Raw genomic sequence first — 25,383 nt, 5'->3', positions numbered from 1 at the left:
CCGGGCAGCTCCCTTCCCCGTCCCGGCCGGGCGGTTCCCACCACCAGGAGGATCACCGGTGTTCGCCGAATGCTCAACCACCAGCCCGGAACACCTCGACGCCGACGGCGAGCCGTGCGTGATGCCCTTCGGTCACGAGGGAGCGCACGAGGGCGACCGGCTGCGGGCGTGGGCTCGCTACAACGTCAAGTACTGGCCGTCTCACTCGGCTTGACTGTCGTCGCTTACTGATAGGAGATCCTTAATGCTCGACGAAATTCGCGGCCGGCTTCAGCGGATCATCGACACCGCTCCCGCCGGTGAGCTCCAGGCCGTACAGACCACGCTCGACGAGCTGCGTGGGCAGCTGCACCAGGTGGCCGCGATCCTGCCCCGCGGGTCCACGCTGGTGGTGTGGCAGCCCGGCGCGTCGCAGCCGAAAGAGATCCACGGAAAGGCCCGCCCATGACCACGATCGCTCCCAGCACCGTCGTCACTGCCATCCTCGGTCACGAGTTCTACTACGCACGCACCCCCGAGGAAACCGCCGATCTCGTCGAAGCCGTCCTCGACACCCGGTACTCGCAGCTCTACGTGTGGGACCGCCCCTGTCTCTCGTCCGACGACGGTGGGCCACAGTTCCCCGGTGGGCACCGCATGAAGATCACCTCACGCGACGGATGGGGAGCGCTGAACTACATGGACGCCCGTCCCGGAACAGGAGAGCAGGGTCGACTCGTCGACTCCTACAACCCATACGCCACCGGCGAGACCCCGTCGCTGTTGTTCGATCCCGAAGGCGACCTGTGGTTCCCCGCTTCGGCCTCGCTGCCATTGGATCAGGTCCGCGAGGCCATCGCCGAGTATTGCCGTACCGGGCAACGCCCCGAATCCGTGCGGTGGCAACCCGGGCAGTGGTACTGACGTTCGACCGAGTGTCGTGGTGGTCCGGTATGACGGCCAACGATCTCGGCGTGTTCGTGTCGTGATCCCGGACGATGTGTTTCCGGCTCTTACTGTTGGGTATGCCGGGTTGTCCGATGAGGCCGTGGCGAGTGCCGTCGAGTCGTCGGAGGGTCCCGCCGAGCGCCTGAGTGGGGAGGCCGAGAGTGACCGTCGTTCCGTCGAGTCTGCGCGACAGCTCCGTGGTGGCCTGGCGCAATCTGCTCAACATCAAGCGCAATCCCGACTGGCTGTTGTCCGGGACCGTGCAGCCGATCATGTTCGTGCTGTTGTTCGCCTTCGTGTTCGGCGGCAGCCTGGGCGGCGGGCGTTACCGGGAGTTCCTGATCGCCGGGATCTTCGTGCAGACCGTGGCCTTCAACTCGTCGTTCACCGTGATTGGCCTGACCAACGACCTGCAGAAGGGCATAGTCGACCGGTTCCGCGCGCTGCCGATGTCGCGGGTGGCGGTGCTGCTGGGCCGTACCAGCTCCGATCTCGCGGTCAGCCTGCTGTCGGTGGTGATCATGTCGCTCTGTGGCCTGCTGATCGGCTGGCGGTTGCGGGGAGACCCCACCGACGTGCTCACCGGCTACCTGGTGCTGCTGCTGTTCTCGTTCGCCATGTCCTGGGTGGGGGCGTTCATCGGGCTGATCTCGCGCACCGTGGAGGTGGCCCAGAGCGCCGGACTGCTGTGGCTGTTCCCGGTGACCTTCATATCCTCGGTCTTCGTCTCGGCCGAGTCGATGCCCACGCCGCTGCGGGTGTTCGCGCGGTGGAACCCGATCACGGTCAACGCCGACGCGCTGCGGGAGCTGTTCGGCAATCCGATCCGGGTGGGGACGCCGCCACCGAGCGGTTGGCCCGCCGAGCACGCGATCCCCTACGCCGTCCTCTCGTCGCTGCTGATCATCGCCGTGTTCGTCCCGCTGTCGGTGGCGCGCTACCGGCGGGTGGCCAGTCGGTGACCGCCGATACCGCTCCCCGTGATCCCCGTGGCCCCGATGCTCCCCGTCGCTCCCGCTGCAACCGAGGCGAACTCGTACTTGAACCTCACGTCGCGTGAGGGCGCAGGGTGGTCGGCGAGGTGAGCGAACATGGGTCATTCGGCAGCGGGGAAGGGCCGCGGCGTCGGCGAGGTGGCGCGGCTCTCCGGAGTCACGGTGCGCACGCTGCACCACTACGACGAGATCGGCTTGCTCTCGCCGAGCGGGCGCAGCGCGGCGGGGCACCGCGAGTACTCCGAGGCGGATCTCGAACGGCTGCGGCGCGTCCTCGCCTACCGCGAACTCGGGTTCGGCCTCACCGACATCGCCGAGATTCTCGACGGCGGTGACCCCACCGACCAGCTGCGGCGGCAGCACCGCCTGCTGAGCGAGCGGATAGCTCGGCTGCGGGCGACGCTCGCCACCGTGGAACTCGAACTGGAGGCCAACACGATGGGAATCGATCTCTCCGAGGAGGAGAAGTTCGAACTGTTCGGCGGGTTCGACCCGGACGAACACGCCGAGGAGGCCGAACGGCGCTGGGGCGGCACCGATCCCTACCGGGAGTCGCGGCGCCGCACGGCCTCCTACACCAAGGACGACTGGGCCCGCATGGCCGCCGAGCAGCGCGAGCTGCACCGGGACTTCGCCGCGGCGCTCGCCGACGGCGAGTCCGCCACGAGTGCCCGCGCGATGGAGCTGGCCGAGCGGCACCGCGGGCTGATCACCGGCTGGTTCTACGAGTGCTCCTACGGGATGCAGCGTTCGTTGGCCGAGATGTACCTGGCCGACGAGCGCTTCACGGCCACCTACGAGCGCGAGGTGGGCACCGGTGGTGCCCGGTTCGTGCACGACGCGATCGTGGCCAACGCCGAGCGTGCCGAGCACTCCGGCGGGTGAACGCTCCGAGGGGTTGAAGGTGCGGGGAGCCGCTGGGGCCACTAGTGGCTCTTCCGCCACGCGCGTTGTTTCTCCCGCCCATGTAATCCGAACGGCCGAGTGACGGCACGCGTCCCGGTCGACGAGAATCGGTTCTCGGGCCGATCTTTCCTGGGGGCTGAGCGGTGGGCGAGGACGAGCGGCGGGAATTCACGGTGACGACGGCGCGTCGCGTCGTCGAGTCGTTGGCGCCCGAGGAGTTGCCCGCTTTCGCCGCGACGAGCGAGGCGTTCCTGCGCGATCCGGACCGGGTGACGGCGGTTCGGCGGCGCGGCGACGAAGCGCTGGGTTCCGGGATCGACACCGTGGTGGCGCTGCTTTCACCCGCTGCTCTGGCGGTGGCCGCCGCGGTCTACGACCAGCTGGTCGGCAGGGCCGGGGACGCGGTGGTGCGCGGCGGTGACCGGGTGCTGTCCCGACTCCGTGCCCGGTTCCGTCGTCGCGCCGAACTGGAGAGCGAGGACGGGGCCGCGGCGGAAGAGTCGACGGTGGAATCGTTGCCGGCGGGACCGCTGACCGAGGAGCAGCGGGCGCGGGTACGCGAAGTCGCCGAGGCCCGCGCCAGGGCACTCGGCCTGGCCGAGGACCGGGTGCGACTGCTCGTCGGCGCCATCATGGACTCTCTCGACCGGGACGAGTGATGGAGCCGTCGCTTCGGGCTGTCGACCTGACCGGAAGTCCCTCGTGGTGACGGGCACGAAGCGGACGGTGCGGCCGTCCGTGGCGGGCCTGCGGGCGCCGAGCGGCACCACGGTGCACTTCGGTTCGCTGATCGCCCTGGCTTTCGGAACAGCGGCGACGATCCACTGGGTGCTGCTGCCTTCCGGCCTGGCCGGCTGGTTTCGCGAATTCGAACGATGCCAGGTGCGTGCGGAGTACTACCTGGGACAGCGCCCCCTGCCACGGCCCGACACCGAACAGCGGTACGACGGGTTCGCCGGATGCCTCGCCGAGCGGATATCCGACCGTCTGTTGTGGACCGGCCTCGGGCTGTTGGTGATGCTCGCGGTCGCGGTGCTGCTCTACCGGGTGCAACCGTGGTGGCGCATCCGGCGGCAGCGGCTGGTGGCGCTGCGCTCCGCCGACGGCCCGGAGCTGGCAGCGTACCTGGAAAGCCTAGTCGCCCAAGCGGGACTACCCCGCGCCCCGGTCTTCCTGGTCGACCCGCTCAACCCGCGTGCGGGCGGGCTCGCCTTCGGCCACGGGCGCAGGCGCTACGTTCGGCTCGACGCGGGCCTGCTGACGCTGTTCCGGACCGACCCCGCGTCATTCCGGGCCGTGGTGCTGCACGAGTTGGCGCACGTGCGCGGGCGGGACGTGCCGATCACCTACTTCGCTCTGGCGGTGTGGCGGTCGTTCCTGCTCACGGCGCTGGCGCCGATGGCGGTGGGCCTGCTTTGGGTGTCCTGGTGGGACGGTGCCCTTCGGAGTTCGCTCGAGATCTCCTGGCGCGTCGCCGGGTTGGTGCTGCTGGTCCACCTGTTCCGCAACGCCCTGCTGCGGACCCGGGAGCACCACGCGGACGCGCGGGTGTCGGCCTGGCTGGGCTCGGCCGATCCCGCGTTGTGCCTGCCCGCCCTGGCGGGAACGGTTGCCCAACGGCCACCGGTCTGGCTGCGCAGGCATCCGACTCCTTCGAGTCGCGTCGCCGCCCTCCCCGAACCGACCGCGCTGTTCCGCCCCGACTTCGGTGAGCACTTCGCCGCCGGGGTCGTGCTGCAGCTCGGCTTCGTCCAGTTCGCCATGCCGGTCGTCGCCGCCGGTGCACCGCTCGATGTTTTCCGGTTGCTGAGCGGTGGTTGGGGAATCTTCGTCGCACTGCTCGTGGGTTTCGCGGCGGTGCGCGGGTCGGCCGTCGCAGCGGCGCGAGGTGGACCACGGCGCGCTCCGGTGGGGCGCCGGCTGGTCCGGAGCTGCCTCGGAGTGGGGGCGGGTGTTCTGCTGGGGGAACGACTTTCGCCGGGCACGCTCGGCGACCCGTTGCCCGGAGTCGTGGTGTTCGTCGTGGTCGGACTGCTCGTCGGGCAGCTCGTGCTGCTGTCCTGGTGGGTGTACCGGTGCTCGCGCCTGCTGCATCGCGAACGGATCGCTCGGGCCCGAGTGGCCGGCTGGTCCGCGGTCGGTACGGCCGTGTCGCTGCTCGGCTGGTCCTGGTTGGAGCTGTGGTCGTCCCCGGAGAACCTGGCTCGAGCATCGTCTCAACTGACACGGCTCGGTACTCCGATAGCGGACTTCGGGAGTCAGACTGCGTGGACCGGCCTGGATCACGCGCTGCTCTCGGCGACGTGGCATCCCGTGGTGATGGGGTTCGCCGCCCGGAACCTGGCGCTGTGCGCGGGCCTGGTGCTGCTGTGGGTGGTGCCGCTGCTGTTGACGCGCCGCACGCGGATCCGGTTCGCGTTGCCGGCCGGGCTGCTCGGTGCCGCAGCGTGGTTGGCGTTCGATCTCGCGGTCAAGGCGGCGATGCGCGGCACCGTCCCGCTGTCGGAGCGGAGCACCGACCCGTTCCGGGCGGTACTCTCCGCGTGGGAGTTCGCGGGAGCGGTCGCCGTGCAGTTCGCCGTGGCCGCTGTCGTCGCCGCCGTGCTGTTCCGGAGGTCCGGCTTCGCGCACGCGCTGTTCGCCGCCGCGACCACGGGACTGACTGTCAGCGGCATGATGTGGACGTTCGGACACCTCGGCGCGTGCGTGCCGCCGCTGCACGCGACGGCGACCCGATGCCCGGGAACGACGAGCGGCGAGTACGCCGCGACGGTGCTCGGCGTCGTCACGGTGGAGGGAACCGCGGCGGCCCTCGGGGGATACCTGCTCGGCAGCGCCGTCCGCCGGGGGTTACGCGGGTGGAACGTGACCCGCGGTCCGAAATCCGTTCGGACATCGGTCAGGGCGGGGAGCCCAGAGCCCGGTCGTGCGGGGCGGATCGTGGCCGTGCTCGTGGCCGCGTGCTCCGTCGTCGTGCTGGCCCTGCCGAACACGTCCGGTACCGGCGAGGACCCACTGGAGTCTGCCCACGCATCGGAGAGGGCCCAGGCGGAGAGCACCGAATCGGAGCTCGGCACCGACCCCGGACGCGTCTGGCTCCGTCGTGGGGGTGCGCGACACCTCCGAGCGGTGAGCTCGGCGACGGTCGAGCTCGGGGAAGGCATCAGCTCGAACTCCGAGGTGCGCGAGGTGCGCGGAAGGGCCGTCCGGCTGACCGAGGCCGTGACCGGGGCCCGCCAGTTCCCCGAGCCACCCGACAGTCGGCGGGCCGAGATCTGGGGCGAGGCGTTGGGCGTTCTCGATGGCTCCGCGCGGCGGCTCGTCGAAGCGCTCGACACCGGCACGCTCGACCGGGAACTCCTGCTCGAAGTCGTCGAATCGCTGGCGCGGGGAGTCCGACTGTTCGAGGAGCTGATCGGCCTCTGGTGCGGCGAGTACGGGGATCGGGTGCTGGAGGCGTGCTGATCCGAGCGTGCACGAGCTCGGCCAGGTCACCGGGCCGGGCCCGTGATCACGTCTTCCCGCAGTGCTGGTGTGCGAACGGTGGGTTTAGCGGTTAGGCACGAGCGGCACGGCGCTTTCCCGTCCTTCGCCGCCCCACGGGACAATGTCGTCACCGCGTTCCCGATCCAGGTTGAGGCACAGTGGACACTTCCGAAGCCGTAGACGGAGCAACCCGCCCGGCATCCCCGCTGCTCCGGGGAATACTTCGTGCGCGCCGCCCGACCGGCGCGGTGGTCGGGATCCTGGTGGTGCTCGGCTGCTTCCTGCTCGGACAGATCGTCAGCGCCATCGCCTTCGCGATGGCGGTGGTGTTCACCGGTGATCTGTCCGTGCTGAGCAGCATGCGGATCGGGCTCGCCTCCCAGGTGGCCCTGACCTGCGGCTTCATCGGTTCCGTGCTGGGGCTGGTGTTGTGGTTGCCGCTCAAGGAGGTCAGGCCGTTCGGCAGCGTCGGATTCCTGCCCGCCCGGAATCCCGTTCGTTCCGCCTCGCTGGGTGCGGGGGTGGCCCTGCTGGCGATCAGCGTGCTGGTGCTGGGCAACGTCGCGGCGAAGCAGCTGGTGTTCGAGAGCTCGGGGGCGGGCTACGCGATCGTGGGCGCGCTCGCGCTGACACTGCTGGGGTTCGTGGTGCAGGCGAGCACGGAGGAGATCCTCACCCGTGGCTACCTGATGCAGGTCACCTGGCGGAAGTGGGGGCTCACGGCCGCGCTGGTCGCACAGGCGGTGGTGTTCACCCTGCTGCACGGTCTCAACACCGGTTTCGGTCCGCTGCCGCTGCTGAACCTGGTGCTGATCTCGTTCGTGCTGGCGTACTGGGCGCTGGCCGAGGGCGGACTGTGGGGAGTGTGTGCCTTCCACACGGTCTGGAACTGGTGCCAGGGCAACATCTACGGCGTCGAGGTTTCCGGGATGAACCTGACGGCCACGCTCGCGGACACGCGCCCCGCCGAGGGCGGCAGCGCGTTGCTCAACGGCGGCGCCTTCGGCATCGAGGGCGGGTTGCCCACCACCGCCGTGCTGTTCTGCCTGCTGGTGATCGCCGTGCTGGCCTATCGCCGTCGTCGTTCGGGCTTCGCGTCCGCCGCTACGCCCTCGTGAGTGAGCCCGGCAGCCGAGTCGGCAGTCGGTTCCCCGGTGTGTGTCACGTCGCTTCCGGCGGTGTTCCCACGCCCCGGATCGCTATACTGCTCGTGGTCCGCGCGAGCGGATCCCGGCGGTGGGGCCCGCCGGAACCAACCGCGGGGTTCGCCCCGCCGACGGTCCCTACCCGTTCGAAAATCCCCGGGTAGGGAGCCCGTGTTGCCCAACGCCCTGATCTCGCACCGCTCGCGGGTGCTCGCCGCCGTCGCACTCGGCGGCGCACTGGGATCGTCGCTGCGCTACGGCGTCTCGCTCGCGCTGCCGCACGCCGATGGCGGCGCCGTTTGGCCCACCCTGACCGTCAACGTGCTGGGCTGTCTGGTCATCGGCGCCTTCACCGTGTTCCTCGAAGCGGCCGAGCCGCACCACCTGCTGCGGCCGTTCTTCGGGGTCGGGGTGCTGGGCGGTTTCACCACCTTCTCCAGCTATCTGGCCGATGCGGGCGGGCTGCTGGCCACCGGGCAGCAGCTCCACGCCGCGCTGTATCTGCTGCTGACGGTGCTGCTGGCGCTGCCCGCGGTGATCTGCGGCGCGATGCTGGCCAGGAAGATCCTCGCGCGTTCGCGGCCGCGTTGCCCCGACACCGCCACGGAAACGGAGTCGTGATGACCCTGCTGCTGGTGGCCCTGGGCGGCGCGGCGGGCGCGGTGCTGCGCTACGGCATCGACCGGAGCGTGCGTCACGGTCACGGTTCGGAGCTTCCCTGGAGCACGTTCACGGTCAACGTGGTGGGCTCGTTCCTGCTCGCGGTGTTCGCGGGCGGCGCTGCCGTGTTCGACGGCTTCGGCTCCTCCGATCTGCGCACCCTGCTAGTGGTGGGGCTGTGCGGTGCGTTGACCACGTTCAGTACGTTCGGGCAGGACACTGTCCGGCTCTACACCTCCGGCGCTCGTTCGCACGCCGTCCGGTACGTGCTGGGGACCGTACTCGGTGGTGCAGCGGCAGCGGGGCTCGGGCTGGGGTTCGTCGCGTTGCTCGCTCAACTCTGATGTACGCCCGGTTTTGGTGGTTGTTCACTTTTCGCGCGGAGAATCCGGTTTCGCGGGGCGGCGATACCGGTGCTTTGCCATTTCGTGATGTCCTTGACAGGATGAACGCCGCTCTGTCGTGAAAACGGCTCAGGCCGCACTCCTCCGTTCGCGTACTGTGCTCCTCCAGTCGGTTGAGTCGCGCGAGCCGTTCCCGCTGTCCCCGCGTGAGAAGGGTCGTTTCGTTGCTGATCGCCGCGAATGCCACGACGCGTTTCGCCGCCGCGCCCGCGGCGAGCGTGACCGATCCGGTGGTGAACTGGTTCAACAACAATTCCGGGGCGCTGTTCTCCGGATTCGTCAACGTCGTCATCATCCTGCTCGTGGCGGTGGTGCTGCGTGCCGTGCTGGGGCGGGTGATCACCCAGGGTGTGCGACGGATGGTGAGTTCGCACCAGCGGATCAACCAGGCCACCGCCAGGGCCGGGAATTTCGTCGGGCGCAACAGTGCCGAGACCGACAACGCGGGCGAGCGGCAGCAGCAACGCGCGCAGACCATCGGATCGGTGCTGCGCAGCGTGGCCACGACGATCGTGTTCGGCGTGGCCTTCGTGATGATCCTCGGTGAGTTCGGCATCAACCTCGCGCCGATCCTGGCCAGCGCGGGCGTGCTCGGGCTCGCCATCGGTTTCGGTGCGCAGAGCCTGGTCAAGGATTTCCTGTCCGGTGTGTTCATGATGGTCGAGGACCAGTACGGCGTGGGTGACGTGATCGACGCGGGCGATGCCGTCGGCACCGTCGAGGCCGTGACGCTGCGCATCACCAAGATCCGGGATCTCAACGGCGGGCTGTGGTACGTGCGCAACGGCGAGATCATGCGGGTCTGCAACATGAACCAGGACTGGGCCAACGCGGTCATCGAGCTTCCGCTGGACTACAGCGTCGACATCTCCCACGCCGAGCGCGTGATCGAGTCGACCATCGGGGACTTCGCGGCCAACAGCGAGTTCAGCTCCAAGATCCTGGAGAAGCCGGATCTCAACGGCGTCATCGGCATCGGCAACGGTTCGGTGACCGTGCGGATCATCGTCAAGGTCAAGCCCGGTGAGCAGTGGGCGCTCGGCCGCGCGCTGCGTGCCCGGCTCAAGCACAGCTTCGACCAGGCCGGGGTGCGGGTGGCCTACCCGGTGCTGCCCACCAACGGAATGGGCGCCGTCAAGCAGGGCTGATTCTTCGGTCCTGCTGCCGGGACACGCGCCCGGCCCGACCTTGAACTCTTCGAGTCCCCTCCCGACCTCGGGAGGGGACTCGATTCACGTCGGGCCCCGGATTTTCCGTGTTCGCGGGGACTTGTCACTTTGCTATTCAGTGTTACTATCTACCAGTAGTTAGTATTACTGAGTAGATGAAGGGGTGTTGCCGTGGGCAAGCAGACGACGGAGATGCTCAAGGGCACGCTGGAAGGCGTCGTCCTCGCGATCCTGGCCGGTCGACCCGCCTACGGCTACGAGATCACCGCGTGGTTGCGGGACCAGGGGTTCTCCGACATCGCGGAGGGCACCGTCTACGCGCTGCTCGTGAGGGTCGAGAAGCGCGGCCTCGTCGACGTGGCGAAGGTCCCGTCGGAGAAGGGCCCGCCGCGCAAGGTGTATTCCCTCAACGGCCAGGGCAGGGAATACCTCGAAGAATTCTGGACGGCCTGGCGATTTCTCTCCGAACGCCTCGAACAGCTCCGCGAAGGGGGCAGATGATCATGATTGTCTCGAAGTTGCTCGGCGACAAGCGGCGTTACCGGCAGTACAAGGCGCGCCTCGAACGACTTCCCGAGGACTACCGCACGGCCGTCGAGGCGGTCGAGCGGTACCTGATGCATTTCGTTCCCGTGGACAACGAGAGCGCGATCTCGGAGTTCGAGGACCTCGCCGAGCTGTTCGAGCGGGCCGCGTCGGACGGCACGCCGATCCGCGAGCTGGTTGGTGACGAGCCCACGGAGTTCGCCGAGGAGTTCGCCCGCAACTATACGAAGGGCGGCTACGCCCCCGACAAGGAGCGGCGGCGATTGCTCCGTGGCATCGAGCGGGCGATCGAGGCGGAGCGAACCAGCTGATGACGTAGTCGCGTACGCGATTCGTTCGCCGCGCCGCGAAACACTTCACCGTCACCGGTACACAGTGGAAGGAACTTCCGGCGCTCTCGAGAGCGACCGTTCCGCCCTACGGCGGCGATCCACGAACACGTCCCGAGAACGACGAATTCGGGGGGGGGGCTACACACGATCACCGAATCCCGGTGGTCGTGAGTCGTTCCTGACGCTCGGCCGGAACGTTCCGGCCGAGCGTTCTTCGCTCATCCGCCGCGCCGCGCCCGGAAACTAGTCGGGGCGTTCCGGGTAGGACCAACGAGAGGTGCCGTCGAAGTGTCCCGCCAATCCGCTCGGAGAACTCCGAGCGGTTTTCCCGCGCGATCAGCGGCCCCGCCTGCTCATGATTCGCAGGATCACCAGCGCCAGCAGCCCCAGCAGCGCGCCCCCCAGCAGATTGGCCAGCACGATGCTGGCGATCGCCGGGCCGGGCAGCGGTGCGGAACTTCCGTACAGCACGATTCGCACGATCCAGTTGAGCGCGATCGTCAGCACCCCGTACAGCGTGCCGACGATCGTCAGCGTCAGCACCGGCCGGGCCGTCCTGCGCAGCACGACGACGACCACCCAGACCGCCGCGACGAGCACGGTGACCACTATCGGGCTCCAGGGCCTGCCCAGCGTCTCGTAGACCCGGAGGATGCCCAGCGCCGGTTGGATCAGTCCCAGTATCCCCAGTGCCACGATGGTGACCCAGGGCAGCCCGACGAGGGGCGAGTTGCGGGCCGGTGTGCTCATCTCGTCCTCGACCGAATCCGTCTCGAAACCGTTGCGACGAGATCAGCATGCCGCCGATCCCCCGCCTCGGCATCCGCACCAGCCCCGAAAGAGGGACATTTCCACTCGTTCGGTTACCGGACGAGCACTGATCGAATTCCGCGCCGTTGGGAATCGGACGGTTTGCCGCGGAGTGAGCCTTGTCGCTTTCCGCGTCTCGGGATCGGCGTTTACACCGGTCACCCGCCCTGCTAGGAAAGTCGTGGATTTCTCGGTCGAGCCCGCGGAAACGGTGCCCGACCGTGGTGTGCTTTCGCGGTGGGGAGGTTTCGGCGACATGGGTGTGTTGCGTCGCGCTGCCGATTTCGTCGGCAGCTGGTTCGCGTTGCTGGTACTGCTGGGCGGCGTGGTGGGAATGCTGCTTCCCGGCGCCACCAGCACGCTCGCTCCCGCCATCACCCCGCTGCTCGGCGTGATCATGTTCGGCATGGGGCTCACCCTGCGCGCCCGCGACTTCTCGCTGGTGCTGCGCAGGCCGTGGGCGGTGCTGATCGGACTGGTGGCGCAGTACCTGGTGATGCCGCTGGCCGGTTGGGCCATCGGCAGCGCGTTCGGGTTCTCCGCCGCGCTGCTGGCGGGCATGGTTCTGGTGGGGTCCACTCCTGGCGGCACGGCGTCCAATGTGGTCGTCTACCTGTCCAGGGGGCACGTCGCGCTGTCGGTGACCATGACCTCGGTATCCACCCTGCTGGCCCCGCTGTTCACGCCGCTGCTGGTGTTGTGGCTGGCCGGTTCCAGCCTGCCGGTGGACTTCATCGGGCTGTTCTGGTCGATCGTCAAGGTCGTGTTGATTCCGGTGGTGCTCGGCATCGCGATCCGCGCGGCGCTGCCCAGGCTGGTCGAGCGGGTGCTGCCGCTGTTGCCACTGGTCTCGGTGCTCGGCATCGTCGTCGTGGTGGCGGCCGTGGTCGGCGCCAACGCGAGCACGCTCGCCTCGGTGGGCGCGCTGTTGCTGTTGGCCGTGGTGCTGCACAACGCGTTCGGGCTGTTGCTCGGTTACGGCGCGGCCAGACTGGCCGGGCTGGACGAGGCGTCCCGCCGCGCCATCGGCGTCGAGGTCGGGATGCAGAACTCGGGGCTGGCCGCGAGCCTGGCCACCGCCCACTTCACCCCGCTGGCCGCGCTGCCCGCCGCGTTGTTCTCCGTCTGGCACAACCTCTCCGGAGCGGCGGTGGCGTCGTTCTGGTCGCGCAGGCCCAGCGGAAGCGAGGACCCGGAGACCGACGCGGCCGAACCCGCGCGCGGGTAACCCCGCCGGGGCGGTGTCAATTTCTCGCGAAATCGTCGGGCCGGTGCGGCGGTGTGTCCCCGGGCTCCGTCAATTTCGCGGGAAATTTACGTGGCCACGGCCCCGCTCGGTCGCGGTCGTGGCGCTCGTGCCGGTGAGGGCCCCCACCGCGGTTCCACCACTCACAGCCGCGGAACCCGCGAGGAAACGACGGCGATCCATACCTGACATAGCCACCCTCCAATTTGGTCTATACCTATTCGGAGGCTAGGTGCCGATGGTCGGATCATGGCAAGAGTGAAATCCCGAGTGCCGATGTTCGCGGCAACCGGTTACGACCAACGAATCCGAATCGTTGCGCCGAACAGCTCAATGCCAATGCTCATTCGTACCGATCGGGGACTTCTCGAATCTCCTGAGATTTCCCGGGAACCCCGAGAATGCCCGCCACGTCACATCTCTCGATCGGCAGGAGAGGAGTTGGCGATGCGAGTCAACCAGGCGGAGCTGAAACGAGCGGCCAACAAGGCCGACGACGCCGCACAGCAGGCTTCGGCGATTCCACTGGGCAGCGGCGCGGAGAAGATCGTCGACGCGCTGCCCGGTTCGGATTCGGCCGATGCGGCGAAGAAACTCACCCAGGACTGGGACGACGAGATCAACCAGTGGGCCTCGGCGATCGACGGATACGCCCAGGGACTCCACTCCTCGCACAAGCAGTACCGCGACGAGGAGGAAGCCAACGAGGCCGACTTCGAAAACATCGAGCTTTCCGAGTTCGGAGGTCTGGAATGAGTTCGGGCATCACCATCGGCACGATCCGGAAGTGGAAACCGGAAGTCCTCGAGGACGCCGCGAGCACCATTCGCACCCATCGGGACAAGCTCACCGAAGTCGACGACGACCTCGACGGCTGCGAGCCCCCGTCGAGCTGGCAGGGCCAGGCGGCCGAGGCGGCGCGCGGCGCGCACACCAAGATCGCAGAAGCCGGACGCGACCTGACAGCCGAGGTCGCCGCCGTACGCACCGCGACCATCGACGCGGCCGACGCGGTCACCGCACTGCGGGGTTCGCTGACCGAAACCGAGGAGCTGGCCAGGGCCAAGGGATTCGCGATCGGCGACGACGGTTCCGTCACCGAGAGCGGTGAGGACACCGACATGCCCCGGGCCGAGCGCAAGACCCTGCGGGCCGAGCTGGCGAACCGGGTCGGCGAACTCGAACGCAGGGCGAAAGACATCGACGAGCAGCTGGCCGAGGTGCTCCGCGACGCGAGCAAGGACAGGATCGACGGAGACGGGTCGCTGGCGAACGCGGCCCAGCAGGGAGCCAAGGCCGGGGAACTGTCGGTCACCCAGCCGCCGGACAAGGGGGACCCCGGTGCCAACGCGGCGTGGTGGAGCTCGCTGTCTTCCGAAGAACGGCAGTCCGTACTCGAAAAACACCCCGAATGGGTGGGCAACCGCAACGGGATTCCCGCCACAGTACGGGACGAGGCGAACCGGGCCTTGCTGGATCAGGAGGAGAAGCGGTTGCGAAAAATCATCGACGATTACACGGGCAGGGCCGCCAGTACGGAAGTGCTGGAGGCGAAGGAAAGGCTGAAGTCCATCGAAGCCATTCGGAACACGTTGGATAAAGGCGACGACAAGCAGCTCCTGATGTTCGACACCTCAGGTGAACAGGCTCAAGCGGCCGTTTCGGACGGCAATGTGGATACCGCTGGCAAGGTCGCCGTGCTCACCACGGGGATGAACAGCTCGGTCCACGGCAGTCTGGTGGAAAAGGACGAGCTCATGGAGGGGGTAAGGGGCAGCGCCGAGGACAAGTCCGGCGCGGACGTCGCCACCGTCACCTGGATCGGCTACGAGAACACTCCCCACCTGGGGGAGGAGAACAGCAACGACCTGGCCGAGCGGACCGGCGACAACCTGCGGCACTTCTACGAGGGGATCAACGCCGCCCGTGCTGAGGACCCCGAACTCACCGCACTGGGACACTCCTACGGCGCGGTGACCACTGGGCGCGCGCTGGAGCACGAGGGAACCGGGGTGGACAACGCCGTGCTGTTCGGCTCACCGGGCCCGGCCACCAGCGACGTCTCCAACCTCGAGGTGCCCGAGGACTCGGTCTACACCCTCAGCGCCGCGTGGGACTGGACAGAGGGTTTCGGCGCGGCGGGCACCTACGAGCGGGGCGGCGAACTAAACGGGGCCACCCGGCTCTCGGCGGAGGGGTCGGACGAGGGTACGAACACCTCGGGGCACTCCGACTACCTGACCGAGGGCAACACGAGTCACCACAACATCTCCTCCGTCGTGGCAGGCGAAGAGGACGACGTCGTCCACGAGGGGGGCCAGAACTGACCCGGCCTCTCGGTGCCCACCCGGGCCCGGGGCTCCAGGAAACCCCGCTCCGGCCCGGCGATTTCGCGAGAAATTGACGCCCCGCCCGGGAACCGATTGCGGAAAGAGCGCTGGAAACCCTGCGTGTCGGGGAAGAGCACTAGTATTCGCCGCATGACTGCTGGGGATTCGGTGGGTGTGCGGCAGTACCGCTCCAGCGCGAGTGTGTCGACCGCGCTGCGCCGCGAGCTGGTGGGCTGCTGGGTCGCCGTCACCAACGCGGGCGGCGCGGCCGGTTTCCCGTTCCCGCCGGTGACAGCCGCTCAGGTCGAACCGGCCGTGGACGCGTTGTCGAACGAACTCGCCGAGGAGTGGTGCAGGATTCTCGTCGCCGAACGACACGGCGGGGTGGTCGGTTGGCTGGTGCTGCGCGCCGATGCTCCCGCCCTGACTGCTCACAACGGGTCGGTGCACCACGTGCAGAGCCATCCCGCGGCACGTGGTCGGGGAGTGGGTACAGCGCTGCTGTCGCGGGTCCACGAGATCGCCCGCGACGAGCTCGGACTGGAGCAGCTCCGGCTGGCCGCGCGCGACGGCATGGGCCTGGAGGACTTCTACGCCCGACTGGGCTGGAAGGAGATCGGACGCTGGCCCGGTGCGTTGCGGTTGTCCCCCGGCGACGACCGGGACGAGATCCTGATGGCTCTCCGACTCGCGTAGGTGAGCGGGCGATAGTCGTCGGCCGTCTCCTCGTCGAGGACCTTCACCTCGGAAATCACGTATGTGGCCACAGTGGACGTTCTCGCAGCCCTTTCCGACGATTTCGCGAGAAATCGGCGCCGCCCCGGGGCCACGCCGCGGAGTTCACGGTGCGGGTGCTCGTGGATTTCGTGAGAGATCGACGCCGCACCGGAAATCGAGTTGACGCCACGCCCGTACCCGGCGAGGCTCCCCCGCATGGGTTCGGCGGGACGTACTGCGGTGGTCACCGGTGTCAGTCGGCGGCGGAGTATCGGCTTCGCGGTCGCGCGGCGGTTGCTCGCCGCAGGCGTGCGGGTCTGTGCCCAGGGGTGGTCGCCGCACGACTCGGAGCTGGGACTGGGAAGCGGCGACGAGACGGCTTCCCCGGAGTTCCGCGCCGAGCTGGGGGCTACCGAGGACACGTTCTCCCACGCGGAGCTGGATCTCGCCGAACCCGAAGCTCCGGCCGAGCTGCTGCGGCAGGCCACCGAGCGGTTCGGTTCCGTGGACACTTTGATCCTGGCGCACGCCCGCAGCTCCGATTTCGGCCTCGACGCGCTGTCCGCGACCGAGCTGGATCTGTGCTGGGCGGTCAACGTGCGGGCGAGCCTGCTGCTGGTGCGGGAGTTCGCGCGGCAGTACTCGGAAGGCGAACACCCGGATGGCGAATCCCGGGAAGATGGGCACGAGGGGCGGGTCGTGCTGTTCACCTCCGGCCAGCACCTGGCGCCGATGAGCGGCGAGATCCCCTACGCGGCGACCAAGGGCACGCTGCACCAGCTGACCCCCACGCTGTCGGACGCGCTCGTGGAACGCGGCATCACGGTGAACTGCGTCAACCCGGGGCCGACCGACACCGGCTGGGCCACCGAGGAGCTGACCGCCTCTGTGGGCCGGGCGCTGCCGCGCGGGCGCTGGAACACTCCCGACGAGGCAGCGGGCGTGGTCGAGCTGCTGCTCGACGAACGCGCTACGACGATCACGGGACACGTGCTCGACGCCGAGGCGGGCTTCCGCCGCTGGGTGCGGTGAAGGAGTCGGGGTCTGTGCCTGCGCTGCGTGTCCCCAGGACATTTGACCGGCTCGATCCGTACGTATGAGAGCCAGGTGGTTTAGTGCCGGACGCGGTGCGGTAGCGATGCCGGTATCACTGAACAGGGTGGTTTTGATGTAAGTTCCGTCGTTGTGTTGGCTAGTCGAATCTTTGTTCGATAAACTGACGATTGTTCGAGGGAACTGTTCGGGAGAGTCACGGGGGTGATCGACTGTATGCACGCAGGTGAGGTCTCGTCTGTTTCGGATGCCCCCTGGGCCGAACGTGGTAGCCCGGATAGCCGTATGGTTTCTGGTATGAGCTGCTGGGATGACGAAGAACGGGCTGCGCTGCTCGCCCTGCTTCGTGCTCGCCCGGAGAACATGACGTGGTCGAGGATCGCCTCCGACGTGGCTGATGAGGGAAGTGCTCGTGCGGTTTTGGAACGCTGCGGTGTGCCCACCCTGTTCGAGGTGGACCCGAGCGGGTTTCACGATACGAAATCAGAGGTGGAGTCCGCGAAGGAAGAGATAGCCGCTTGGCGCTCCGCAGAGTTCGACTTCATTACTTTCCGGGACCACGAGTATCCGAAGCAGCTCAGGGAAGTGAACCAGTTCCCACCGTTCGTGTTCGTGCGCGGCACGCTCGTTCCCGGTGAGAACGCTGTTTCCGTTGTCGGATCTCGCGACGCCTCGAAGTGGGCGCTGGACACCGCCGCCGATATCTCGGCCGGGTTGGTTGGGGCCGGGTTCACCGTGCTTTCCGGGTTGGCCTCGGGGATCGACACCGCCGCACACAACGCGGCTCTCGAGAACGGCGGTCGGACCGTCGCCGTGCTCGGCAACGGTATCCGGCGGGTCTACCCAGCGGCGAATCGCGAGTTGCAGGAGCGGATCGTCCGCGAGGGTATGGTGCTGTCCCAGTTCTGGCCCGATTCACCACCGGCCAAGCACACCTTTCCCATGCGTAACGCCACGATGAGTGCGTACGGAATCGCGACGATAGTCGTGGAGGCCGGTGAGCACAGCGGCGCTCGTATCCAGGCACGCACGGCCGTGGAGCACGGCCGTCCTGTCATTCTGCTGGATTCCGTGGCACGGGGAACCGATTGGGGTGCCGCGCTGCGCGGGCAGCCTGGGGTGTTCGTCGCCGACGGCCCTCGGGCCGTGGTCAGCACCGCCGAGCGGCTTGTGTCCGGGAAACAGCAGGTGGAACAGTTGCTCGTCACGACAAGTTCATGAACGATCCGCAGCTGAACGAGACCCTCCGGAACGCTCTGCTTGACCGAGTCGGTGGTTTTTTCCGAAATACGGTTCGCCGCAACGGCGAGACGTGTTCGGTATGTACCGGTCCGGTTGCCTCTCCGGGAGCGAAGGATTGTGGGGTTTGCGCCTTACGGCGTGCCGAGTTCGGTAACCGGCTCGCTGATCAAGTAGTGCCGTTGACCTATGTGCGTGGAAATCAGCAGCAGAAGAAGCACCAGTCGGCTCACACTGTGTTGAGTTACAAGCGTCCTTCTGCCGCTGAGAAAAGCGTCAAAGATCTCTGTTTGATGATTATGGCTGCCACCAGCATCCATGCCTCGTGCATCGCTGCTTTAATGAATCGGATGTGGCAGTCGGTGACTTTCGTACCATCGGTGAACAATCCAGGTCCTAGTCATCCGGTAGCGCAACTCGCACGTCAGGTCGCTTTCAACAACGATGCCGACAACCGGCTGACATTGGACCTGGGGCCTGGCATCGAACTGGACCCACGTGCGGTTCGCAGTGACCGTTTCGTCGTTCCCGAACACTACCGGGATCGTGTCGCGGGCAAGCATGTCCTGCTGGTTGAGGACACCTGGACCTCGGGAGCGAAGGTGCAATCCGCTGCTGTTGCTCTCAGGGAGGCGGGAGCGGATCACGTCACCGCACTGTGCGCTGCTCGGTGGTGCCGTCATGACTGGGAGAGCCACCGTTGGCTCCTCGACAGCCGTACCGAACCGTACGATGCCTACGTTTGCCCGGTGAGCGATGACATTTGTTCGGCAAACTGATCAGATCATGGTTAGTAACGTACGAAGAGACGACTATCTCGAACGGAAGGTTCCTGCGGCTGCCAGTGAGGAATCGATTTTCGTGCTCGTCGTCATGCCTCTACTTGTTATCGGCCCCATCACTGCACCACGGTGATGCCGGAGCTCACGCGGGCAGCGCGCCGACCCGCTTCGGTGCGGATCCGAAGGTCCGGTCCAGATCGCGCGCCACAGTGCGGTCGCCCGCCCGCTCCAGATACCTCCGCCCGGGCCGTACCCGACCGACCAGCGTGGACTTGAACACGTTCGTCGCCACGATCGGCGGGATCACCCACGGCGGGGTAACCGGCAGCTCCAGGTCGTGCAGGTCGCGTTTGCCCAGGAAGTAGCGCAGCATGCTCAGCAGCCGCAGGCGTGAGTAGGAGCCCCGCACCCCCGCGAACCGGCCGGTGCCGAGTGTGCGCTGCCCCTCCACCAGCGCTGTCGACAGCGCCGCACCCGCCGGAGTCACGTCGTCCTGGGCGCGCAGCACGTGGTAGTTGAAGACGTTCTGCTCGTGCTCGGTGTCGAACAGCCAGTCCTCGTCGACGCCCATCAGCCACCCCACGTACTTCCACAGGTGCATCACCGCGCGGGACTCCTCGCGCGTGACGATCCATCCGAGTGCCCGCACCCCCAGCAGCAGGGTGCTGTTGAACAGCCCGAGCGTGGCGGCCTGGTCGGTCTGGTTGATCGGCAGCCCCCAGCGCGCTGTGTCCCACCGGCCGTTGCGTTCGAATCGGTCGTTGACCAGGGCGTGCATCGCCCGGACGTGCAAGGTGAGCTTGAACCCCTCGCCGCCGAAGCGCATGCCACCCGGTCGCGAGACCGCGCTTGCCCACTTCTTGGTCTCGCCGAGCCTGCGCATCGCGGTCTCCCCGGTCAGACCGCCGGTCTCCACCAGCAGGTCGGGTGGTCCGCCGAAGCGATAGCCGCCGATCAGCGACAGCTGCAGCAGCACGTCGTCGGCGCTGCGCCCCATCCGGCGCATCGCGCGGGCGCCGCGCTCGACCAGTTCAAAGTCCACCCACTCCGGGGTGCGCGCGACCTCGGTGAAGAAGTTCCGCAGCGCGGCGGGAGCGTTCGGCACGCTCTCGATTCCACTGTCGAGAGCCCGGTGGAAGTGCGCCCTCGTCACGCACTCGCCGTCCGGAGTGTCCCGCCGCATGGCGTGGACCAGTTCCGCGCCGAGCTCGTCGCGGGTGAACATGCGCCGTCCGATGCGGTCGAGCAGTTCATCGTCGAGTACGCGAGTACGGGTGGTCATTCGCAGCACGCGCCCGATCCGTTTTCCTCGTTCCGGTGCGCCGAAGAACCGGCCCGGATAACGCGGCGCCTCGTGCGGTTCCTGTGCGATCATGCGGCGGAGATTGACACGAATAATTATTCGCATTCAATTCGCGTTGGTCGGAGGCGAACATGACTTCCGGGCCCCGACGGCAGCTGCGCCGCGAACCGACCCAGCAGCGCTCCCGCGCGATGGTCGAACGCATCATCACCGCCGGATACGCTGTGCTGCTCGAACACGGCTACGAGCGGGCCAGCACCGCCCGCATCGCGGCGCGGGCCGAAATCAGCCCCGGATCGCTGTACCAGTACTTCCCGGACAAGCACGCGGTGCTGGGCACGGTCATCGACCGCTACACGGATCGACTGCGCAATCGCGTTTCACGTGCTTTCGTCGGCAACCTCGCGAACCCCTCGCCGGACGAGAGCGTGCGCGGCAGCGTGCTGGCGCTGCTCGAAGCGCTGGAGGACAACGCCGGGCTGATCCGGGTGCTCTACGAACAGCTGCCGCCCACCGCCGACACGCACCGGCACGACTTCCGGAACCGCATCGACGAGCTGGTGACCACGGTGCTGCTGTCGCTGAACGTCGATCGCGGCACCGAACCGGTCGACGCGATCGCCTGGGTGCTGGTGCGTTCGGTGGAGAACCTGACGATCAGCTACGTGCTGGACCGGCCGGAGATCTCGCGCGAGATCGTCGTCGAGGAACTCACCAGGCTGATCACCGGCTACCTGGCGGAGCGGATCGAGCTGCGCGAGCGGCGGAACGACTGAGCACCGACGAGTTACGCGATCGTGCCGACCAGCCCGGGAAGGGCCAGCAGGGCAATCCCGGCACCGGTCAGCAGCGCACCGATCGCGTAACTGGTCTGCCTGCCGTACGGCAGCACCTTCTCCACAGTGATCACGGCGGTGATACCGGCCATCCAGACGAGGCTCATCATGCCCGCGGCCAGCAGCACGACCATCAGCGCCCAGCAGCAGCCGATGCAGTAGGCCCCGTGCCCGCACCCCACCAGCAGCGTGCCGCGTCTGCTGCGGGCCGCTCGCTGCCCGTGCCGCATCAGCAGCGCCATCGGCGAGCGGCAGTGCACCAGGCACCACTGCTTCAGCGGGGTGAACTGGAACAGCCCGGCGATCAGCAGCACGGCGGCTCCCGAACGGGCCGCCGTGCTGCTGCCCGCCATGGCCAGTGCGTCGAAGGCACGCAGGCACGCGTAGGCCGCCAGCCCCGTGAGCAGCCACGCGAGCAGGTAGCCGACCACCAGCGCCGGGATGCTGCCCGTGCCCGCCTGGCGAACCCGGAGCAGTCTGCTCATGCCGATGGTGAACGGGGTGATACCGGGCAGCATCATCGCCGTCATCATGATCAGCCAGGTGAGCAGGAAGAATCCGAACCGGGTCCATTCGAAGCCGGACGATGCCATCGGCCGCATCCCGGTCAGGATGCCCAGCCGCATACCGGGTGTGGCCAGGCTGTGGGTCAGCAGCCAGGCCAGCGCGGTGAGCGTGAGCAGTACGACCGCCAGCAGAAGTTCCGTTCCGGACAACCAACCCGGTCCCGAAGCCGCACGAGACCCTGCCCTACTCGTCACTTCGCGTCCGGTCCCGACCACTCGAAGGGGATGAGTTTGCTGGAGTAGCCGGAGCGGTTCCACTGGAACCCGAAGGCGTCGGCGTGGTCGCTGACGGCTTTGCCCCAGACGGCGGGTGGTTGACCGGGCCCGACCTCCGCACCGGGCAGGTTGTGAACCTCAACCCTGCTGCCCTCGGTTGCCGTGGGGCCGGTCAGTGCCTCCACTTCCGCTTCGGCCCTGCCGGGTACGCGCACGCTCCACCGGGCGAAGTTCTCCTCGAACGAGGCCTCGATGGGGGAGAACTCCATGCCGAGGATCTCCGGTCCGAACATCGCGCCGAACTCGGCGGGCCAGCCACCGGCCTCGCCGCCGAAGATCAGTTGCAGGGCCTGCCGCTGGTCCTCGTCGCCGCGTTCGTCGATGAACACGGCGGCGTACGGGTCGGTGTGGGTTCCTTCCCAGGGATTGCCGGTGAAGGAACCGAGCATCGTGAGGTTGAGCCCGTCCAGCGCGGTGTCGCCGAAATTGCCCTCGTCGACGTGCCAGAGCAGGATGCCGCTGCAATCGCCGTAGGTGGGAGGTTGCGCGAACGAGCAGGGACAGGGGATCGCGCACTTGCACGCGTCGAACCACACGCCCTTGAGGTGCCAGTTCTGAATGGTGGAAGTAGTCATGATCGCCTCACCAGCCTTCGTGGCGGACTACTCGTTTCCAGTTTCCGCCCCGGGCGAGGGCGGCTGTCAATACGAGGTGCGCGGTATTTCCCCGGGCCTGTGCAGCGGCCCGTGGTTCACAGTCATTTCTCGGGATCACAGCCGTTTCTCGAACCAGTGGTCCGCGTACAGCGCGTCGGAGTACGGTTCGATCTCCTCGTAGCCGCTGGCCGCGTAGAGCTTCCGGGCCTCCACCAGGTCGTTGCGAGTGTCGAGCCGGATCGCCCGCATGCCCAGTTCCACGGCGGCTCGCTCGGCGGCGCGGAGCAGCAGCACGCCCAAGCCTTGTCCCCTGCTCGGCTCGACCACGAACATCCTGGTGAGCTCGCCGATGTGCTCGTCGAGGCGCCGAAGACCGACACAGCCCACCGCGCGTCCGTTCTCGCGCGCGACGAAGAAGCGTCCGGTAGCGCCGGACAGGTCGGTGCTCGGGTCCTCGGCCATCGAGGATTCGATTTCGGACTTGGTGGGCCGCCTACCGATGTAGCGAGCGGTCATCTCCGCGAAGTACTCGCGGAGCAGAACCACGCTTTCAGCCGCTGCTACGTCTTCCGCGGCCACGGTGATGCCGCTGTTCGGTGATTTCGACAATTCCGCCCTGCCGCTGTATGTCGTGGGTCGTGAAGCGCGACGGTTGGTCGTCGCTCCACCGTCCTGTCAATTTCTCGCGAAATCGCCGGGCCGGGGAGCCGACTCCAACCGTCCCACGCCACGATCCCGGCCGGGTGGGTCACGAGCCGGACGGGCTCGATTCCGACTCGGACGACGTCGAGTCAGGTGTGCGCCCGGTTGCCTCCAAGCCTTCGAGGCTTCGTCCCGCCGTGCGCAGCCCGAACACCGCGAGTACCACGGAGCCGAAGAGCAGCAGGCCGCAGAGCATCGCGAACACCCCGCCGAAACCGAGATCGGCCTGGACGTAACCGATCACCACGGGCGCCAGGATCGCTCCGACCCTCGCCATCGCGCTGGCCATGCCCATGCCGCTCGTCCGGATCCCCGTCGGGTAGATCTCCGTCGTGTAGGCGTAGAGCGGCGAAGCCACCCCGTTCATGCAGAACGACAGCGCGATGTTGAAGCAGAAGATGCTCGTCGCGTTACCGGCCGTGCCGAGTGCCGCCGCGCAGCCGACACTTCCCACCAGGAAGAGCACGATCGTCCACTTGCGGTCCAGGCGTTCGCTGATCGAGGCCGCCAGGTAGTAACCGGGAATCTGGGCGACCGCACCCGCCATCGCGAAGGCGAAACTCGTGGAGATCGTGAAGCCCTTCAGCACGAGCAGGGTGGGCAGCCAGGTTCCGTAGCCGTACTGCGCCGCCTGGAAGGCGAACCACAGCAGGCACACCACCGTGCTACGCCGCGCCATTCCCGGACCCCACAGCGCCGCCATGCGGCGGAGCGGGTTGGCCCCGTGGTGCGAGCGCTCGTCCGCGCTTCCCCCGGCCCCTTCGCTTCCGAAAGGCCCTTCCTCCGGTGGCGCGGGTACCGCGTCCCCGGTTTCGGCGGTCTCCCGCTCGATCCGCTCGACGATTTCCCGGGCCTCGTCGACGCGTCCCTTGTCGATCAGGAAGCGCGGTGACTCCACCATCGTCCGGCGCCACCACAGCAGGAGCAGCACCGGCAGCGCACCGCTCAGGCACGCGATTCGCCAGCCCGGTTCCGGCTGGGGGCTGATCACCAGGACCGCCGTCAACCCGGCGAGCGCGTGGCCGACGCCGAGGAACATCATCGTCCTGCCGATGCTGCGACCCCGGTTGCGGCGCGGCAGGAACTCCGAGATGTAGGGCACGATCGTCGTGGCCTCGGCCCCGATCCCGATGCCGCTCAGCACGCGCCACAGGATCAGCTCTCCCGGACCGGTGGCCGTGGCCGCCAGCAGCGTGAACGCCACGTAGACGAACAGCGCGTACATCAGCACCCGGCGGCGCCCGATCCAATCCGCGAGCACTCCGGCGAGCAGCGAGCCGATCAGGTAGCCGATGAACACCGACGCCAGCAGCCACCCGGCCACGGTGGAGTCGACTGCCCAGATCGTCACCACGGCCGATGCCGCGTAGCCGAGCAGCACCCCGTCGTATGCCTCGAAGAGGTGGCCCATCCCGCCCTGCAGCATGAGTCGGCGGTGCGGTTTCGACTGGGGAAGACGATCGAGTCGGGCGAGCAACTCGTCCCCGGAGGGACCCCGGGTTGATGCGGTCATCGGCCGCTCCTCACTGAACCACGGTGCGCGGAACTTCCATCAGCTTTATTGGACAAACTGTCCATTAAGTGACGATAAGCACATGACTGTAGGGCGCGTTGCCCGTTGGTTCAAGAGGTGCGGCCCCGGTGACGAACGAGCGCCGGTCCCGGGGCTGCCTTCGGTGTCGGGGTGCGATCGGGGTTGATTCTTCCGCGTCGTCGCAGGTCGTGGCCGGTTCAGCTGGGCGCGTCGAATCCGCTTGCCCAGTAGCGGCCGTGCATGGCGAGTTCGAGCAGCATCCGGGTGACTTCCTCGGCGGGCATCGGCGGAGCGTCGTGCTCCACCCACCAGCGCAGCACGGCGAGTTGCTCGCCGACCCACACCCTGGCCAGCAGCTCGGAGTCGATGCGCGGGGTGACCCCGTTGCGTTCGGCGCGCAGCCGAAACTGCTCGCTCGTGGCCCGCGCCAGCGAGTCCGTGAACATCTGCAGCGGTTTGCCGTCGCCCTCCCCGCGCAGCACGATTCGGTACCTGTCCCGCTCGTCCCTGGCGTGCCGCAGCAGTTCGAGCAGCGGTTTGCCGGTGAAGCCGATCGCGCTCTCGGTGACGGCCGGTTGCATCCGTTCGGCCAGCTCGGCCACGAGGTCGGAGGTCACCCTGGTGAACAGGTCCTCCTTGCCCTGGAAGTGGCTGTAGAAGGTGGCGCGCGCCGCGTCGGCGTGCTCGGCCACGTCCTCCACGGTGATCGCGGTGAAGCCGCGTTCCAGCACCAGCGCCACCAGCGCGTCGCTGAGTGCGCGCCGGGTTCGTTTGGTGCGCCTGTCCTCGGCCATCGGTTCCTCTCGTCCCCGTCGTCCGCGCG

28 protein-coding genes are annotated in these 25,383 nt (G+C 67.7%); 21 read left to right on the top strand and 7 right to left on the bottom strand.

Features of this window, described 5'->3' with window-relative positions:
* The first annotated feature begins 58 nt into the window (after positions 1-58).
* The 13 genes from ACOQFL_RS15635 (at position 59) to ACOQFL_RS15575 (ending at position 10,549) form a co-directional block, all read left to right on the top strand.
* On the top strand, positions 59-214 hold the full coding sequence (locus ACOQFL_RS15635) for a hypothetical protein (RefSeq protein ID WP_435544899.1): 156 nt from the start codon (positions 59-61) through the stop codon (positions 212-214).
* A 30-nt stretch (positions 215-244) separates the two neighbouring features.
* Entirely contained in the window at positions 245-448 is a 204-nt protein-coding gene (locus tag ACOQFL_RS15630) for a hypothetical protein (protein WP_435544898.1), read from the top strand.
* The gene (locus tag ACOQFL_RS15625; protein ID WP_435544897.1) at positions 445-903 is read left to right on the top strand and encodes an Imm1 family immunity protein; all 459 of its coding nucleotides are present in this window, start codon (positions 445-447) and stop codon (positions 901-903) included. Before ACOQFL_RS15630 ends, ACOQFL_RS15625 begins: the two co-directional genes overlap by 4 nt.
* A 185-nt stretch (positions 904-1,088) precedes the next feature.
* Positions 1,089-1,889: an ABC transporter permease gene (locus ACOQFL_RS15620; RefSeq protein ID WP_435544896.1), complete on the top strand. Its 801-nt coding sequence runs from the start codon at positions 1,089-1,091 to the stop codon at positions 1,887-1,889.
* A gap of 129 nt (positions 1,890-2,018) precedes the next feature.
* Positions 2,019-2,807, top strand: a complete 789-nt coding sequence (locus ACOQFL_RS15615) for a MerR family transcriptional regulator (RefSeq protein ID WP_435544895.1) — start codon at positions 2,019-2,021, stop codon at positions 2,805-2,807.
* Positions 2,808-3,001: 194 nt separating this feature from the next.
* Positions 3,002-3,487, top strand: coding sequence for a hypothetical protein (locus ACOQFL_RS15610; protein ID WP_435544894.1), 486 nt, complete (start codon positions 3,002-3,004; stop codon positions 3,485-3,487).
* A 67-nt stretch (positions 3,488-3,554) separates the two neighbouring features.
* A complete protein-coding gene (locus ACOQFL_RS15605; RefSeq protein ID WP_435544893.1) occupies positions 3,555-6,293 on the top strand; it encodes a M48 family metalloprotease in 2,739 nt (912 codons plus the stop codon).
* Between the two features lie 179 nt (positions 6,294-6,472).
* Positions 6,473-7,432 (top strand): CPBP family intramembrane glutamic endopeptidase, encoded by a 960-nt coding sequence (locus ACOQFL_RS15600; RefSeq protein ID WP_435544892.1) that lies wholly within the window; start codon positions 6,473-6,475, stop codon positions 7,430-7,432.
* Positions 7,433-7,630: 198 nt separating this feature from the next.
* Positions 7,631-8,080 carry a FluC/FEX family fluoride channel gene (locus ACOQFL_RS15595; RefSeq protein WP_435544891.1) on the top strand — a complete coding sequence of 150 codons (450 nt, stop codon included), beginning with the start codon at positions 7,631-7,633 and terminating at the stop codon, positions 8,078-8,080.
* A complete protein-coding gene (gene crcB, locus ACOQFL_RS15590) occupies positions 8,080-8,463 on the top strand; it encodes a fluoride efflux transporter CrcB (protein WP_435544890.1) in 384 nt (127 codons plus the stop codon). The genes ACOQFL_RS15595 and crcB overlap by 1 nt, the downstream gene beginning before the upstream one ends.
* A gap of 206 nt (positions 8,464-8,669) precedes the next feature.
* Positions 8,670-9,671, top strand: coding sequence for a mechanosensitive ion channel family protein (locus ACOQFL_RS15585; protein ID WP_435544889.1), 1,002 nt, complete (start codon positions 8,670-8,672; stop codon positions 9,669-9,671).
* Positions 9,672-9,863: 192 nt separating this feature from the next.
* On the top strand, positions 9,864-10,193 hold the full coding sequence (locus ACOQFL_RS15580; protein WP_435544888.1) for a PadR family transcriptional regulator: 330 nt from the start codon (positions 9,864-9,866) through the stop codon (positions 10,191-10,193).
* A gap of 2 nt (positions 10,194-10,195) precedes the next feature.
* Positions 10,196-10,549 carry a DUF1048 domain-containing protein gene (locus ACOQFL_RS15575; RefSeq protein WP_435544887.1) on the top strand — a complete coding sequence of 118 codons (354 nt, stop codon included), beginning with the start codon at positions 10,196-10,198 and terminating at the stop codon, positions 10,547-10,549.
* Between the two features lie 357 nt (positions 10,550-10,906).
* Here ACOQFL_RS15575 and ACOQFL_RS15570 read toward each other — a convergent pair whose 3' ends face one another.
* Positions 10,907-11,320: a hypothetical protein gene (locus tag ACOQFL_RS15570; protein ID WP_435544886.1), complete on the bottom strand. Its 414-nt coding sequence runs from the start codon at positions 11,318-11,320 to the stop codon at positions 10,907-10,909.
* A gap of 316 nt (positions 11,321-11,636) precedes the next feature.
* On the opposite strand from ACOQFL_RS15570, the gene ACOQFL_RS15565 reads away from it, so the two are divergent.
* The 7 genes from ACOQFL_RS15565 (at position 11,637) to ACOQFL_RS15535 (ending at position 18,744) form a co-directional block, all read left to right on the top strand.
* Positions 11,637-12,608 carry a bile acid:sodium symporter family protein gene (locus ACOQFL_RS15565; RefSeq protein WP_435544974.1) on the top strand — a complete coding sequence of 324 codons (972 nt, stop codon included), beginning with the start codon at positions 11,637-11,639 and terminating at the stop codon, positions 12,606-12,608.
* 465 nt (positions 12,609-13,073) lie between these two features.
* Positions 13,074-13,382 (top strand): type VII secretion target, encoded by a 309-nt coding sequence (locus ACOQFL_RS15560; RefSeq protein ID WP_435544885.1) that lies wholly within the window; start codon positions 13,074-13,076, stop codon positions 13,380-13,382.
* Positions 13,379-14,953 carry an alpha/beta hydrolase gene (locus ACOQFL_RS15555; RefSeq protein WP_435544884.1) on the top strand — a complete coding sequence of 525 codons (1,575 nt, stop codon included), beginning with the start codon at positions 13,379-13,381 and terminating at the stop codon, positions 14,951-14,953. The genes ACOQFL_RS15560 and ACOQFL_RS15555 overlap by 4 nt, the downstream gene beginning before the upstream one ends.
* 153 nt (positions 14,954-15,106) lie before the next feature.
* Entirely contained in the window at positions 15,107-15,652 is a 546-nt protein-coding gene (locus ACOQFL_RS15550; protein WP_435544883.1) for a GNAT family N-acetyltransferase, read from the top strand.
* Between the two features lie 237 nt (positions 15,653-15,889).
* Entirely contained in the window at positions 15,890-16,705 is an 816-nt protein-coding gene (locus ACOQFL_RS15545) for an SDR family oxidoreductase (protein ID WP_435544882.1), read from the top strand.
* A gap of 318 nt (positions 16,706-17,023) precedes the next feature.
* Positions 17,024-17,947 (top strand): DNA-processing protein DprA, encoded by a 924-nt coding sequence (locus ACOQFL_RS15540; RefSeq protein ID WP_435544881.1) that lies wholly within the window; start codon positions 17,024-17,026, stop codon positions 17,945-17,947.
* Positions 17,944-18,744 (top strand): hypothetical protein, encoded by an 801-nt coding sequence (locus ACOQFL_RS15535; RefSeq protein ID WP_435544880.1) that lies wholly within the window; start codon positions 17,944-17,946, stop codon positions 18,742-18,744. Before ACOQFL_RS15540 ends, ACOQFL_RS15535 begins: the two co-directional genes overlap by 4 nt.
* A gap of 145 nt (positions 18,745-18,889) precedes the next feature.
* Here the strand turns inward: ACOQFL_RS15535 and ACOQFL_RS15530 are convergent, their stop codons facing one another.
* A complete protein-coding gene (locus ACOQFL_RS15530; protein ID WP_435544879.1) occupies positions 18,890-20,122 on the bottom strand; it encodes an oxygenase MpaB family protein in 1,233 nt (410 codons plus the stop codon).
* Positions 20,123-20,181: 59 nt separating this feature from the next.
* Here ACOQFL_RS15530 and ACOQFL_RS15525 point away from each other — a divergent pair, with 59 nt between their 5' ends.
* Positions 20,182-20,826 (top strand): TetR/AcrR family transcriptional regulator, encoded by a 645-nt coding sequence (locus ACOQFL_RS15525; RefSeq protein ID WP_435544878.1) that lies wholly within the window; start codon positions 20,182-20,184, stop codon positions 20,824-20,826.
* 11 nt (positions 20,827-20,837) lie between these two features.
* Here the strand turns inward: ACOQFL_RS15525 and ACOQFL_RS15520 are convergent, their stop codons facing one another.
* From ACOQFL_RS15520 to ACOQFL_RS15500, 5 genes are all read right to left on the bottom strand, one after another.
* Positions 20,838-21,602 (bottom strand): DUF2182 domain-containing protein, encoded by a 765-nt coding sequence (locus ACOQFL_RS15520; RefSeq protein WP_435544877.1) that lies wholly within the window; start codon positions 21,600-21,602, stop codon positions 20,838-20,840.
* 41 nt (positions 21,603-21,643) lie between these two features.
* The gene (locus ACOQFL_RS15515; protein WP_435544876.1) at positions 21,644-22,303 is read right to left on the bottom strand and encodes a DUF1326 domain-containing protein; all 660 of its coding nucleotides are present in this window, start codon (positions 22,301-22,303) and stop codon (positions 21,644-21,646) included.
* 135 nt (positions 22,304-22,438) lie between these two features.
* Entirely contained in the window at positions 22,439-22,933 is a 495-nt protein-coding gene (locus tag ACOQFL_RS15510) for a GNAT family N-acetyltransferase (protein ID WP_435544875.1), read from the bottom strand.
* 139 nt (positions 22,934-23,072) lie between these two features.
* Positions 23,073-24,539, bottom strand: a complete 1,467-nt coding sequence (locus ACOQFL_RS15505) for an MFS transporter (protein ID WP_435544874.1) — start codon at positions 24,537-24,539, stop codon at positions 23,073-23,075.
* A 218-nt stretch (positions 24,540-24,757) separates the two neighbouring features.
* Positions 24,758-25,354, bottom strand: a complete 597-nt coding sequence (locus ACOQFL_RS15500; RefSeq protein WP_435544873.1) for a TetR/AcrR family transcriptional regulator — start codon at positions 25,352-25,354, stop codon at positions 24,758-24,760.
* Positions 25,355-25,383: the final 29 nt, after the last annotated feature.

Source organism: Actinopolyspora sabaoui (assembly GCF_051225635.1).
In the GTDB taxonomy this organism is placed as follows: domain Bacteria; phylum Actinomycetota; class Actinomycetes; order Mycobacteriales; family Pseudonocardiaceae; genus Actinopolyspora.
Note: the sequence above shows the minus strand (reverse complement) of the source record. Positions and strands in the feature narration are given on the sequence as shown.

Coding starts and splice junctions, on each gene's coding strand:
- ACOQFL_RS15630 (WP_435544898.1), top strand. CDS start 245: ATGCTCGACGAAATTCGCGGCCGGCTTCAGCGGATCATCGACACCGCT.
- ACOQFL_RS15625 (WP_435544897.1), top strand. CDS start 445: ATGACCACGATCGCTCCCAGCACCGTCGTCACTGCCATCCTCGGTCAC.
- ACOQFL_RS15615 (WP_435544895.1), top strand. CDS start 2,019: ATGGGTCATTCGGCAGCGGGGAAGGGCCGCGGCGTCGGCGAGGTGGCG.
- crcB (WP_435544890.1), top strand. CDS start 8,080: ATGACCCTGCTGCTGGTGGCCCTGGGCGGCGCGGCGGGCGCGGTGCTG.
- ACOQFL_RS15575 (WP_435544887.1), top strand. CDS start 10,196: ATGATTGTCTCGAAGTTGCTCGGCGACAAGCGGCGTTACCGGCAGTAC.
- ACOQFL_RS15570 (WP_435544886.1), bottom strand. CDS start 11,320: ATGAGCACACCGGCCCGCAACTCGCCCCTCGTCGGGCTGCCCTGGGTC.
- ACOQFL_RS15565 (WP_435544974.1), top strand. CDS start 11,637: ATGGGTGTGTTGCGTCGCGCTGCCGATTTCGTCGGCAGCTGGTTCGCG.
- ACOQFL_RS15560 (WP_435544885.1), top strand. CDS start 13,074: ATGCGAGTCAACCAGGCGGAGCTGAAACGAGCGGCCAACAAGGCCGAC.
- ACOQFL_RS15555 (WP_435544884.1), top strand. CDS start 13,379: ATGAGTTCGGGCATCACCATCGGCACGATCCGGAAGTGGAAACCGGAA.
- ACOQFL_RS15550 (WP_435544883.1), top strand. CDS start 15,107: ATGACTGCTGGGGATTCGGTGGGTGTGCGGCAGTACCGCTCCAGCGCG.
- ACOQFL_RS15545 (WP_435544882.1), top strand. CDS start 15,890: ATGGGTTCGGCGGGACGTACTGCGGTGGTCACCGGTGTCAGTCGGCGG.
- ACOQFL_RS15540 (WP_435544881.1), top strand. CDS start 17,024: ATGAGCTGCTGGGATGACGAAGAACGGGCTGCGCTGCTCGCCCTGCTT.
- ACOQFL_RS15535 (WP_435544880.1), top strand. CDS start 17,944: ATGAACGATCCGCAGCTGAACGAGACCCTCCGGAACGCTCTGCTTGAC.
- ACOQFL_RS15530 (WP_435544879.1), bottom strand. CDS start 20,122: ATGATCGCACAGGAACCGCACGAGGCGCCGCGTTATCCGGGCCGGTTC.
- ACOQFL_RS15525 (WP_435544878.1), top strand. CDS start 20,182: ATGACTTCCGGGCCCCGACGGCAGCTGCGCCGCGAACCGACCCAGCAG.
- ACOQFL_RS15515 (WP_435544876.1), bottom strand. CDS start 22,303: ATGACTACTTCCACCATTCAGAACTGGCACCTCAAGGGCGTGTGGTTC.
- ACOQFL_RS15505 (WP_435544874.1), bottom strand. CDS start 24,539: ATGACCGCATCAACCCGGGGTCCCTCCGGGGACGAGTTGCTCGCCCGA.
- ACOQFL_RS15500 (WP_435544873.1), bottom strand. CDS start 25,354: ATGGCCGAGGACAGGCGCACCAAACGAACCCGGCGCGCACTCAGCGAC.